The organism is Christiangramia marina, assembly GCF_048285865.1.
Classification (GTDB): Bacteria; Bacteroidota; Bacteroidia; order Flavobacteriales; family Flavobacteriaceae; genus Christiangramia; species Christiangramia marina.
On record NZ_JBLVTK010000002.1, the window covers coordinates 91,506 to 103,951 of the forward strand.

General features: G+C 38.3%; 15 protein-coding genes. 7 read left to right on the forward strand and 8 right to left on the reverse strand.

All coding sequences use genetic code 11. The features are described 5' to 3' along the window. The 6 genes from ACNKXS_RS06890 to ACNKXS_RS06915 form a co-directional block, all read right to left on the reverse strand. Positions 1-513: hypothetical protein (locus ACNKXS_RS06890; protein ID WP_417920225.1), on the reverse strand; the 513-nt coding region annotated here is incomplete at its 3' end. A gap of 14 nt (positions 514-527) precedes the next feature. Further along, entirely contained in the window at positions 528-1,163 is a 636-nt protein-coding gene (gntA, locus tag ACNKXS_RS06895; RefSeq protein ID WP_417920226.1) for a guanitoxin biosynthesis heme-dependent pre-guanitoxin N-hydroxylase GntA, read from the reverse strand. Between the two features lie 18 nt (positions 1,164-1,181). Further along, positions 1,182-2,051, reverse strand: a complete 870-nt coding sequence (locus ACNKXS_RS06900) for a glycosyltransferase family 2 protein (protein WP_417920227.1) — start codon at positions 2,049-2,051, stop codon at positions 1,182-1,184. Next, on the reverse strand, positions 2,041-3,099 hold the full coding sequence (locus ACNKXS_RS06905; protein WP_417920228.1) for a glycosyltransferase: 1,059 nt from the start codon (positions 3,097-3,099) through the stop codon (positions 2,041-2,043). Before ACNKXS_RS06905 ends, ACNKXS_RS06900 begins: the two co-directional genes overlap by 11 nt. Next, positions 3,096-4,157 carry a glycosyltransferase gene (locus ACNKXS_RS06910; RefSeq protein ID WP_417920229.1) on the reverse strand — a complete coding sequence of 354 codons (1,062 nt, stop codon included), beginning with the start codon at positions 4,155-4,157 and terminating at the stop codon, positions 3,096-3,098. The genes ACNKXS_RS06905 and ACNKXS_RS06910 overlap by 4 nt, the downstream gene beginning before the upstream one ends. Then, positions 4,132-5,610, reverse strand: coding sequence for a glycosyltransferase family 2 protein (locus tag ACNKXS_RS06915; RefSeq protein ID WP_417920230.1), 1,479 nt, complete (start codon positions 5,608-5,610; stop codon positions 4,132-4,134). Before ACNKXS_RS06915 ends, ACNKXS_RS06910 begins: the two co-directional genes overlap by 26 nt. 165 nt (positions 5,611-5,775) lie before the next feature. On the opposite strand from ACNKXS_RS06915, the gene ACNKXS_RS06920 reads away from it, so the two are divergent. The 5 genes from ACNKXS_RS06920 to ACNKXS_RS06940 all read left to right on the forward strand — a co-directional run bounded on the left by ACNKXS_RS06920 (position 5,776) and on the right by ACNKXS_RS06940 (position 9,463). Beyond that, complete coding sequence (locus tag ACNKXS_RS06920) at positions 5,776-6,792, forward strand: helix-turn-helix domain-containing protein (RefSeq protein ID WP_417920231.1); 1,017 nt, start codon at positions 5,776-5,778, stop codon at positions 6,790-6,792. Next, positions 6,789-7,532, forward strand: coding sequence for a DUF3891 family protein (locus ACNKXS_RS06925; protein ID WP_417920232.1), 744 nt, complete (start codon positions 6,789-6,791; stop codon positions 7,530-7,532). Before ACNKXS_RS06920 ends, ACNKXS_RS06925 begins: the two co-directional genes overlap by 4 nt. A 95-nt stretch (positions 7,533-7,627) precedes the next feature. Beyond that, positions 7,628-8,104 (forward strand): ASCH domain-containing protein, encoded by a 477-nt coding sequence (locus ACNKXS_RS06930; RefSeq protein WP_417920233.1) that lies wholly within the window; start codon positions 7,628-7,630, stop codon positions 8,102-8,104. 161 nt (positions 8,105-8,265) lie between these two features. Continuing rightward, a complete protein-coding gene (locus tag ACNKXS_RS06935) occupies positions 8,266-8,829 on the forward strand; it encodes a TetR/AcrR family transcriptional regulator (protein WP_417920234.1) in 564 nt (187 codons plus the stop codon). Positions 8,830-8,896: 67 nt separating this feature from the next. After that, positions 8,897-9,463 (forward strand): carboxymuconolactone decarboxylase family protein, encoded by a 567-nt coding sequence (locus ACNKXS_RS06940; protein ID WP_417920235.1) that lies wholly within the window; start codon positions 8,897-8,899, stop codon positions 9,461-9,463. Positions 9,464-9,511: 48 nt separating this feature from the next. Here the strand turns inward: ACNKXS_RS06940 and ACNKXS_RS06945 are convergent, their stop codons facing one another. Then, positions 9,512-9,784, reverse strand: coding sequence for a hypothetical protein (locus ACNKXS_RS06945; RefSeq protein ID WP_417920236.1), 273 nt, complete (start codon positions 9,782-9,784; stop codon positions 9,512-9,514). 189 nt (positions 9,785-9,973) lie between these two features. Between ACNKXS_RS06945 and ACNKXS_RS06950 the strand changes: the two genes are divergently transcribed. Then, positions 9,974-11,371 (forward strand): MBL fold metallo-hydrolase, encoded by a 1,398-nt coding sequence (locus ACNKXS_RS06950; RefSeq protein ID WP_417920838.1) that lies wholly within the window; start codon positions 9,974-9,976, stop codon positions 11,369-11,371. A gap of 43 nt (positions 11,372-11,414) precedes the next feature. Here ACNKXS_RS06950 and ACNKXS_RS06955 read toward each other — a convergent pair whose 3' ends face one another. Further along, positions 11,415-11,966, reverse strand: a complete 552-nt coding sequence (locus tag ACNKXS_RS06955; protein ID WP_417920237.1) for a class I SAM-dependent methyltransferase — start codon at positions 11,964-11,966, stop codon at positions 11,415-11,417. Between the two features lie 124 nt (positions 11,967-12,090). Between ACNKXS_RS06955 and ACNKXS_RS06960 the strand changes: the two genes are divergently transcribed. After that, complete coding sequence (locus ACNKXS_RS06960; protein WP_417920238.1) at positions 12,091-12,438, forward strand: rhodanese-like domain-containing protein; 348 nt, start codon at positions 12,091-12,093, stop codon at positions 12,436-12,438. Positions 12,439-12,446: the final 8 nt, after the last annotated feature.

A 12,446-nucleotide genomic window follows, 5' to 3' on the forward strand; every position in this document is an offset into this window, starting at 1 on the left:
CCTGGTAATCAATTTATGGTCATTATTAAGACCAACTATGTGTATGATCGCTGTAATGGTGGTATAAAGCATCAGTACAACCGTGATCATCATTCCGCTTAATACTGAAGTACAGAATAAGCTTATCCAGTAAATCGATGAATACCAGTTTAAAGGAACATTATCTGCTTCGGTGATTTGAATATTGAATAATTGAAACATTACAATAGCACTAACTATTAGGATGGTATCGAGTTTTGCGATATCCAGAACCTGATAATAATGCTCACTTTTAAGTTTCGATTCAGTTCCGGTACTTATTCCTAGTAAAGTTAGTAACAACGTAAGTATCGTCGCCGAAGCAAGGGTGATCGTATTACAAAGCATGTTTAGACCACTATGAGAGGATTCAATAAGTTCTTTAGCTTCATAACCGGAAAGCTGACCTAACAGGAATATTCCTAACCCTGTAAATACGGTAGCTACTATTCCGCCATAAATTGCTTTTCTGTTCTCCTTAAAAAAATTTCTCATTACTCATGATTTATTTACTGGTGAAATGGACAAACCCAGTCTTTGCCTGTTGCCTTACCACTATATTGTTTTGCTTCGCTTGATGATCCAAAGTCTTCTAACATTGGATTCATAGTACCCTGTAGTTCCCTATCTCGTTCTCTGATCTTATCACGCACCTTTTCATAAGCTCCCATTTCCCGAAGTTTCTCAAACTGTGCATGGAGGTTGAAAGCTATGGAAGGAAACGGACTTCTACGAGCCTTTCTGGAACTATTAGGATGCATACCTACAATATAAAAAGACCTTCCGGCAATACTGAAACTGAAATTATCATCTTCCGGATCCCGACTTACTGAAGGATCCCACTCTACCGTATCTATTTTCTCAATTTCTTCTAATTGTTTCCATAACAATCGCTCAAATTCATCTTCTGTGGCAATAGTTGATTCCGGAAAAACTGCGATGAAAGATTTGAAATCGTTTGTCTCAAAATCATACTCTGCGATATATTTTTGAAGGTCCTTTAGCAAATTTTTGGTATACTGGGGATTTCCCAGTTTACCGTATTGCTTGGTTTTCACATGTTCCTGGCTAAATACCGTTTGCGCCATGATACAAGGATGATCCTCCTCAAGGATCCAGTGTTCAAATTTCTCTTTCGTTTTCATCTTCATTCAATTTTAATTCTACATGTATGCAGCTTGTGGCTTGTAGGACTGCTCTATCAAATTTTTATCAGCTTTCTTTAATATTTCAATAGTGCTTCCATCTGCCTCCCATTGGATCAACCCGAGATTTCTAAAATCCTCGAGCCAGTTCTCCATCACCCATCGTTCCCATTTCTCGTAAAATATTCGTGCATTGATCACAATCGCTTCTACCTGGTGAACTGGTGGTGAATGCACCGGATGTTGCTGGTGATAAACCCTGGCGGGTGACAATAGCAATGGAAAAATACTTTTAAGCTGACTTATTTTCATAGCCATATCTGTATCTTCTGCACCATAGCCTGTAAACTGGGCGTCGAAACCTTCCAGTACTTTGAATAACTGCTTCGGAATATAAAAAGCGAGGCTCCAGAAAAGCATATAATCACTGGCTTCGGCTAGTTCCTTGATTGCTGGCCGGGCAGGATGTGCAGCGCTAAGTTTTTCAAGATCATTCAATTCAAAATTCTGCGGAATGCTACTCTCAAGATAATGTGGATTACCCATAATCAATGTTTTATGAGAAAGACCTTGAGTGATTATATCATCAAAAAAATCTGGATGAGGAATACAATCCACATCGAGAAATATCAAGTGGTTGAATTTGGCATTTTGAGCGCCTATATTCCTTGCTTCAGCTATCGGAAGATTTGCGCCTTTGGAACTAATTTGAGAAACCTCAATAGGTAAATCGTTAAAAGCAGATACATCTGGTAAATCATCAATCGCCACAATTCTGATCTCATCTGGCTGCAGACTGCTTCTCCTGACACCTCGTAGTAAGTTATGTAAATGTTCTTCGCGACCTTTAACGATCGTGATGACTGTAAATTTTACTTTATTCTGCATGCTGCTGTTTTGGTTGGTTTGCAAATATTTCGGGAATTAATGGTAGTCGGTTACAATTCTCGTTTAAATGATTTTTCAATTTGCTAATGGCCCTGAGTTCATCATCCACATCCCATGTTCTATGCTTTAATATTTCTGAATCTTCCAGTTCAAAAAGTGAGTTGAGATCTATGGCCAGATCAGTTTCATATAGATGAGTTGCTGTAGTTTCCTGTTCTTTATAGGGTCTTTCTTCCGGGATCGCCACAAAAGCTTTTTTAGCCTGTAAGATTTCGGTCACGGAGTTGAGTCCGCAATTCGCCACTACAAGATCAGCCTCCTCAAGCAAATTCTGAAAATTTTGAACATAACCACAGTTCCTGATTCTGGCACTACTGAAGCTTTCCTCCGGCATCCCGATAACCTTGATTTCTGCGGAAATAAAACGCTCCGGAAGTACATTGATCGCGTTAAGAAGTCTTTCGTTTCCTCCTCCCCCACTAATCACGAGGATATTATTCACTTCTTCTGAAGCAGTCGTTATTTGTTGCCCGATCTTCCGATCTGTAATAAAGCCCAGGTAGATCGTTTTCTTCCGAAGCCAATAAGGTGTTTGCTCGCTTTCAAATTCTTCAGGGTAATAGGCAAGAACAAATACAGCACCTTGAAAAGCCTGTACATGTGCGGTATCATCCCTGTGACCTGGAAGTTTGACGTAAGCATAAGGTATTGATGAACTTCTCATCAACGCTGCGATTTCTACGCTTACATCAACGATCATCAATTTGATGTTCCTTTCCACAACTTCCTTTAAGATCTGAGCGCTGCGCAATTGTATAGATCTTTGTCCAACCGGACTGTAGTGCAAATAATCTGGTTCTGCAATCTGGTTTTCTTCGCTTGCTGTAGCATCAGGATTTTCGTCTGCCAGCTGCACGAATTGCCCTTTCAAAGCCTCAGGCTTTTTTAAACTACTAAAAGTGCAGATCTCGTCACCAAAAACCTTTGCAAACAAGCGGGCAAAATTAAGATGACCACTACCATGCTGATGTGCGTAATACCCTATCATACCGCAACCTTTTTTAGCTTTTCAGAGATCATTGTTTCATAGAGGTTTTCATAGGCATCCACCATTTGCACCTTGTCACAAAAATCTATAGCTCTCTGGCGACAATCATTTCTATCAAGCTTCTTACAGGATTTGATTGCATTTACAAATCCTGCTTCATCCTCAAGTTCCACAAGAAACCCAGTCTCTTTCGTCAGGATTTCAGGGGCAGCTCCTACATTAAAGGATACCACAGGCGTTCCACAAGCGAGCGATTCAGCAATTACGAGTCCGTAAGGTTCATCCCACACACTGGTAAATAAGGTCGCTTCAGAAGAACCAATTAGTTTGTTTAAACCTTTATGCTTCAGATGTCCAATATATTCGACTCCATCGAGTTCTAATCTTGGCTCCACATATTCTTTAAAATATTCAGAATTGCTAAGTGGTCCGGCCAGAACAATTCTCTTATTTACTTTTAAGGCATAATCTATAGCCAGATGTGGGGCTTTTTCCTTGCAAATACGACCAATCCAACAAAGTTTATCTTCTTCAGCAGAATTGGAATAAGTCCATGCAGCAGTGTCAATTCCGTTATAGATTACATTTTTTTCCGGAAGTAAGTGAGCATAAGTTTCGCCTAATTTTTTACTTACCACGCTAAATTTTTCACTATGATCTCTTCCGAAGATATTTTCAAGGCCCGTATGAATGCTATCAAAAACCGGTGTATGAAAGGAAGTAAGAAACTGGTGCCTGCTACTTGCTCCCCAAATGATCGGTAGTTCATGCATACTGTGATTGTGTACCACATCATAATCTATGGATTCAATGATCTCCAGTACATTTCTATACATAAGTTCATCAATCTTGGATTCGGTCAGCTCATTATTTGCAACCTGAACAATATCGAGAGAAGTCACGTCAAACTGAGGGTCTGAACCGGATAGCGCATACAAATGAACTTCGTGTCCCCGTTCCATAAGCGTTTGCACCAGCTGGTGGGTGATCATTTCCAATCCTCCGGCATACGGCTCGGCAATGGGAAATTTATTATGCGCGAGAATGGCTATTTTCATCTGGAAGTATTTTTAGTTGGTTAATCGATTTAGGTGTAAATTCAGAATAGAGATAAATTCCTGATAAAAGAAAAAGCAAGCTTACCTGAAGGCTATACATGGCGATTCCAGTTTTTCCCACCGCAAATAATAACATCGTCATCATGAATAAAAGCGTTGGAATCCTGAGCGGAATATGTTTGAGACTGGAAACCGATGCAAATTTGCTGGTCGTAACAAAACTAGCCGGCATTCCTATCAACGCCATAATAGGTGAAAAAGCCATCTCAAAACTTAGTGCTAAATGAATCAGGAAGGCTTTAAAATTATATTGAAAGGTGTTTTTAGAATTGGACAGAAATAAGAATAATTTACCGAACACATAAATACTAAACTGACTCAGGATAAGCATAGGAATCCAGTCTGAAATCTGCCAGGTCGTTAATATTTCTGCCAGTATATAGATTAAACTAAATACAATTGGAAAGGACAGCAAATTTACCCACGCAGATAACTGCATAAAAACTGATAATTTACACTGGTCTTGCACACGAAGACTGCAAAATTTCAGGAAACACTGAGTATTTCCATATACCCAGCGATGTCTTTGTTTGCGTAGATCTACAATACTTCCCGGCATAACTCCCTGCCCTAAAATTTGATTTGAGAAGTAGGTAGTAAACTTTTCAGATAGAAATTTAATTCCCAGGTGCGCATCTTCTGTAAGGGAATCTGTAGGCCATCCTGAAACAGATAATAATGATTCTACTCTTACCATGCTTAAGGTACCGGTTGGTAAAGTGGAAAGACTACGGTTCCCTGCTTGAGCATACCCACTGAAAAAGTGTTCTAGCTCGTTGAATAATCCATGACGCTCGTGATGAAGGGTATAATGCTGAGGAAATTGAACCACTGCTGCATCTGTACCATCAATGACCGCTACAGCTTTACAAAGACTATCAGGTTTCAAAATATAATCTGCATCTACAGTAAATATATATTTCGTAGCTGGATGCATTAGTTTCAGACACTGGTTCAAAGCACCTGCCTTGTATCCATCAAGTTTGTCAAAATGTTTGAAGATCACTTTTTCAGGATACCTGTTACAAAATTCCCGGACCGGTTTCCATAGCTTTTTATCTATAGTATTATTATCCAGAACTACGATCTCGTAATTCTCATAATTGAGCTGAAGAGCTGCCCGAATTGTTTTGATAACCAATTCTGAAGGTTCATTACAAATGGCAATATGTATCGAAACTCTTGGTGACTTTTGAAGCCTGGAAGATTTTGAACTAATTTTATTCTGGCGGCGGCAGAATCTAATCCTTGCGATCGATTCTACCAACATTAGAAGACTTAACAGGCTTAAATTTATGATCAAAGTCGTTTCAAAACCTACTGCAAAATAGGATATGATCATCACAATGGTGATGACATAGCAAAGCATTAAAATGTTTTGAGATACTTTCAAAATTTCCTTTTCTTTTTACGAATTTGGTGGAAGTCGCGCTTGAAAGTGTGCGGTTTTACATTTGAGCTTAACGATATTCTTCTTATTAGGAAAGGTTTAACTTCAGGTTCCTGTAGTAATAGAATCTTGTTAATATTTTAGTATAACTAAAACCAACCACTAATAATGCAGACCATTAAAATAGCTGAAACGTCAGCCAAATCACTATTAAAAGAACTAGCTTCTTTTTTTGAAACGGACTATACAGAAAATTATGGAGAAGCTTATATCGAGTTTTCCAATGAGCATGGGGATGGTATAATATCAGGAATAAATTTTCCTAACGGTGTCGGCATTTTTAGATTCGAAACAAAATTGGAGAATGATACCTGTTTAGATTTCCATGGTGATCTGGTGCATCCTTTTAAATTTATATATGTTATTGAAGGTCGTCTTGACCATAGGTTCCGGGATGAAGATATCGTGCATCACATAGAGAAGGATCAGTCAGTAATAATTGGGGCTAACAGTGGCAGCGGCAATAAGATCATGTTTCCTGGAGGTATGACGGTCTCTGCAGTAGTGCTCGATGTAGATAGAAAGAAATTTGTAGAGCAACTTACGTTTCCCCTGGAAGAAATGGATGACATCTATCACAGGATATTTGCAGATACTAATGCCATGCGCACGCTTTATCACCATACGCAATATAGCCTTAAGATGTCTTATCTCATACAGGAATTAAGAGATTTCACAACTCCTGGATTGGAAAGGATAAGTTATCACGGGGCAAAAGCTCTGGAGCTTCTTACTTACATGCTCATGCTCTACCGGGATGACAGTAAACCTGAAGACCATCAAAATGTACTAAGGCAAAAAGATCTGGAAAAAGTAAAACAGGTGATCTTTCAAATAGATAAGAATATCGCAGAGCTTGGCAATATTAGCTCCCTCGCACAATCTGTTGAAATAACCGAAACCAAATTACAGGAAGGGTTTCAAATACTTTTTAATTGCACAGTTCATGAATACATTCAGCGTAAAAGGATGGAAACTGCGATGCTGTTATTGCTGAAAACCAATAAGACCATTAGTGAGATAGTATATGAAATCGGACTCAACAGCAGAAGTCATTTTTCCAAGATCTTTAAAGAAAAGTATGGAATGACTCCAACTGCCGTAAGAAATAAGGAAAAAGTATGATCGTAAATTCTAATGCTGAAGGCTGGGAGATCTTCTCACATTCTGCACATGGATTGCTGGCGGGTAAAATTGCAGACCAACTGAAGCCAGATATTAAAGGTAGAAACTGGGTAGCTACCCTCACTGCGATCGTAGAACATGACGACCGGCAGTTAAACTTCAGAGAAAAGGATTACCTCACCAATATTGGTACTCCTCAGGATTTTCTTGACGAGGACAGAAATATTAACGAGATCATTAAAAGAAGTCGCAGGTTACTGGAACAAGCCAGACTTAAGTCTAGTTGGGTCACTATTCTAGTCATGAAACACCTTGAGTTCTTATACAAGGATCTTTCCGAAGAGAGCATAATGATTGATCGCTTTATGAATGAGATCAGTGTGGAAATAAAGGAACTCATGAAAGTAAATTCAATGACTGACCAGGAGGTACATGACCTTTACCAGATCATGGTATTTGCAGATAGATGTTCACTCATCCTTTGCCAGAATGGAGTACCCGCCAAAAATCGGGAACTTGAAATCAACACAAGTATTCAGAATACCAAATATGTGATCTCAAGAAATGAAGCTGATGACGTCTTTATAGAGCCGTGGATCTTTGAACAGGATTCTTTCGAGTTAAGTTGTGAATACAAAATGCTGGAAAAGGCGTCATTCTCCGGAAATAAAGAATTTGAAGATTGTCTTCGGAATACTCCAATTAGTCTGAGGCATTGGAAAATCAGTAAACTGAAATAATTCTTTATAGAGCTCAGCAGATTCTTTCTACATACCATTGTAGTTAACTGAAGTTTTCTAGTGATCTTAGTAATGCCAATAACTACAAAAAAGGCATGAATACGAATACTAAGCCCGATAATGAAAAGTTTTGGAACAGGTTTCTAAGTTCTAACCCTGACTATTCTAGGAAGACAATTCCTCCACACTACTATTTTTGTGATAATAAGAAGGATGCAGATGAATGTGCAGACCTGGTAGTCAAAGACATTAAAAAAGCCACGGCTACTTCACTTTGGTATTTCGAGCAGCATAACGAAGTTTTACCGGAAGCTGGCGATCTCGCTATTGTAACAGACTGGATTGGAAATCCCAAAGCAATCATTGAAACTACCAAAATAGAACACATAGCTTTTAATCAAATTACCGCGGAATTTGCAGAGATTGAAGGGGAGGGAGACAAGTCACTTAAGTATTGGAAAGAAGTACATCAGGCTTATTACGAAAGAGAAATGGAAAATTATAATGATGAATTTGATGAGAACATGATCATTGTTTGTGAACATTTCAGAAGAATTTATAGTGAAGAATGATCTCCAAATACTTAGGAACATTTGTAAGAAGTATACTGATAATAAAAAACATAAATAACTGATTATAGATCAGTTACACCCTCAGTGAAAATTCAGTATGATAAGGTTTTCTTAAAGCTCTTGGCGTAAACTAAACGTTTGGTTAGTTTTGTGCAAGCATAATGGCAAGAACAAAAAAATATAACGAAGCAGAAGTAGCAGAAAAGGCAATGAATCTTTTCTGGAAAAATGGTTATGGCAATACTTCGATGCAAATGCTCGAGAAAGAGATGGGAATTAATAAATTTTCTATCTACTCCAGTTTCGGCAATAAAGACGGCCTGTTTTTAAAAAGTCTGGAATGTTATAAGTCAAGGTTGTTCGTTCTAATCGATAAACTAGTTAAATCTACAGAAGGTATTCCAGCTATCAAGGAATACTTTTACGACTTTGTGGATTTTACGAGGGACACTAAAAATGGTAAAGGTTGCCTGGTCACGAATACCGCTAATGAAATTGGCCTTGAAAGCGAAGAGAAAATTTCGCAGGTTTTAAAAAGTTTTACCGATGAGATCAAACAGATTTTTGCTGATAAACTAGAAGATGAAAGAAATTACGATCTGGATAAAATCGAGGAACAGGCAAATTATCTTTTAATTTCGATGTTCGGACTTTCCTCTGCCACCAGAATATTTACTGAAGATCAACTGAAACATTATATTGAGAACATATTTAAAAACATATAAAAAAATTTACCCTAAAACTAAACGGTCGTTTAGATACGATCAAATATTTAATTAAAAATTGATAATTATGAATACTGAAAAGAACACAGAAGTTTTAACTGTACACACTAAAGAATCTGCTCCTGAAGGAGGGAAAGCACTTTTGGAAAAATCTGAAAAAGCTTATGGTTATATACCTAATCTTCACGCAGTGCTTGCCGGTTCACCACAATTACTGGACGCTTACCAGCAATTACACGAATTATTTTCCAACTCATCTTTCGATAAAGATGAATTAACTGTTGTATGGCAAACCATAAATGTGGAACATGAATGCCACTATTGTGTGCCTGCGCATACAGCAATTGCCAAAGCGATGAAAGTGGATGATGCTATTAGCAATGCGCTGCGTGATAAAACTGAACTACCTTCAGAAAAGCTGGAAGTTCTTAGAAATACAACATTGGCGCTTACTAAAAATCGTGGAAATATTTCAAAATCTGAGATTCAGGAATTCTATAATGCTGGGTATTCTCAAAGACAATTGCTTGATATCGTATTGGGGCTTTCTCAAAAAGTGATTAGTAACTACACAAATCATATTGCTGAAACTCCGATCGATAAAGGTTTTGAGCCTTTTAAGTGGAATGCCTAATATTACAGGCATATTAGAAAAAAAGCAGCCTTTACACGGCTGCTTTTTTTATGCATTAGATTCAGGTTTCTCTATTTTACAGCATTGCGGGCAAAGTTCTACATGCTGGTAGTGCTTTTTCGCCTGCGTTAGTATCAGTTCCATATTACTTCCTCTTCCAACTTCCAACCTGCCATTCACATCTGGCAATACCTCGCAATTTTCCCGGTGCAGTACATGATATTTCCCGAACTTCATTCGCTTTTCGACATAGAAGACATGGGTTTTCTCGCCTGGTCTAAACCAGTTTAACAGGCTATCGAAAAGTTGTTGTGTTTTCATAGAATTATTTATGGAAATATAACTTCTCAGTCTGGCATAGGTGTTTCAGCTATTTTAATAAAAGTGGGCTAGCATTATCTCTTTGTTAAGCACACGATTGACAGTAAAGACAGCTTTAGGTGACCAATGTTACTTTTTCTTTCATTTTGCCATCCTATCTTTGCTTTATTAAACGCTACAATTATGTAAATCGAACAAATTTATACGGGATGCCTGGCTCAGGGCGCATATTACATAGAAAGTGATGGAGAAGTCGCTATTATAGATCCGCTAAGGGAAGTTCAACCTTATCTTGACAGATTAAATGAAGCTGGCGCAAAACTCAGCTATATTTTTGAAACACATTTTCATGCCGATTTTGTTTCGGGTCACGTAACACTTTCAGAAAAAACAAACGCACCTATCATCTACGGTCCAGAGGCGAATCCAGGATTTGAAGCGATCGTCGCTGAAGATGGACAGGAGTTCAACCTTGGTAAGTTGAAGATCAAAGTGCTTCACACTCCGGGACACACCATGGAAAGTACGACCTATTTACTGAAGGATGAGAATGGGAAGGATCACGCATTATTCACAGGTGATACACTTTTCCTTGGAGACGTTGGTCGTCCCGATCTTGCGCAAAAGGCCGCAAGTATGACCCAGGAAGAACTCGCAGGAATACTATTTAACAGTCTTAGGGAAAAGATCTTGCCTCTTGCAGATGATATTATAGTATATCCCGCCCACGGTGCAGGTTCTGCCTGTGGAAAGAATATGATGAAGGAAACAGTGGACACCCTGGGTAACCAAAAGAAAATGAATTACGCTTTGAGAGCAGATATGACCAAAGCTGAATTTGTGAAAGAAGTGACTGATGGATTGCTTCCTCCGCCTGCCTATTTTCCAATGAATGTCAAGCTGAATAAAGAAGGTTACGAAAGTATCGATAAAGTGATGGCTAAAGAATTGCAGGCTCTTAGTCCTGAAGCATTCGAGGCGGCAGCGAATGAAACTGGTGCCGTCATGCTGGATATTAGACATCAGGATGAATTTGCTAAATCACATATTCCTGGCTCCATATTTATAGGTCTTGATGGCAGTTTTGCTCCCTGGGTAGGCGATCTTATACAAGACGTTGCACAAACAATTCTATTAATTGGTGATGAAGACAGAATTGAAGAAGCGATCACCAGATTGTCCAGAGTTGGTTTCGACAATACCATAGGCTATCTTAAGGGTGGTTTTAATTCCTGGATCGAGGCTTCTAAAGAAACTGATACTGTGGAAACAATCAGTGCGACAGACCTGAAGACAATTGTAGAACATGCACCTGTTTTTGATGTACGAAAATCAGCTGAATACCTATCTGAACATTTGCCAGGTGCAGTTCACACCTCTCTTTCAGAAATAAATGATCACCTATCGGAATATCCTGAAAATGAGAAATTTTATCTTCATTGCGCGGGAGGTTACCGTAGTATGATTGCCGCATCAATTTTAAAAAGCAGGGGAATTCATAATTTTATCGATGTAAAGGGTGGTTTCAAAGCTATGAGGGAAGCTGGTCTCAAAACGACTGATTACGTGTGTCCTTCTGCATTATAAGCAATAAACTTTTAAATATATGAGGCGGTCTTTTTGATCGCCTTTATTTTTGTAGGACCAGGGTGGTCATCGCTCTAATATCCTGAACATTCGTAGTCTTTATAGATTCCAGAAGTTTAAGATCATATTTATCTATTAATTGAGAAATAGTCTCCCTGTCTAAATAATAGCCTGCTTTCCTATCATTATAAGAATCAGATAACTCTTCTGTAGCATCCAGCAAACCAATATTAGAAGCTGTTCTAATAAAAAGACTTCCTGTGGGCTTTAGCACTCTTATCAATTCTGATAACATTTTATAAAAATGGTTTTCATCTTCAGCAAAATGAAGTACAGCGCTGCAGATGATATGGTCAAAATGAACATCTGGAAATGGTATTTCTGAAAGCCTTGCATGGATCAAATTCTCCTTTAGATTTGGAAAGATTTCCCTGGCGATGCTCAACCTTTCAACGTCCATGTCAATTCCCCAAATATCATAACCAAAGCCGGCGAACCATCTTAGATTTCTTCCTTCACCACAACCTGCATCAAGTATTCTGTCATTGCCCTTATACCTCTGCTTCATGATCTGGTCGAGCAGATAAATATCCATGTTTTGTATGTACTGAAATATTTGTGATTCTTGCATCTGAGTCTTATTTTCGAAACAAAGATAGAGAAGCAACTTATGTTACTCAACAGGTGGCAATTGTATGTTACTTTAGCAAAAAAATTAAATGAACCTCTTCCAAAGATTATTTCGAATTCAGCGAAACACCAATCATAATATTGTCAGGTTGGATCCGGATGATTTCAAGAAAGCTATTTCCAAAAATTCCGGGAAAATTATCGATGTACGAACAAAAAGAGAATTCGCAACCAGCGTTATTCCTGGCGCGATCAACCAGGATGTTATGCAAAAGAATAATTTTCTAAAGGCTTCTTTTCAATGGTCAAAATCTGAGCCTGTTTATCTTTATTGTCAGTCTGGAATGAGATCCATAAAAGCTGCCAGGCTTTTGTCACGTAACGGGTTTACGAAGATCTATGAGTTAAGAGGAGGAATTTCAGGTTATGATCTCTAAAGAAAATT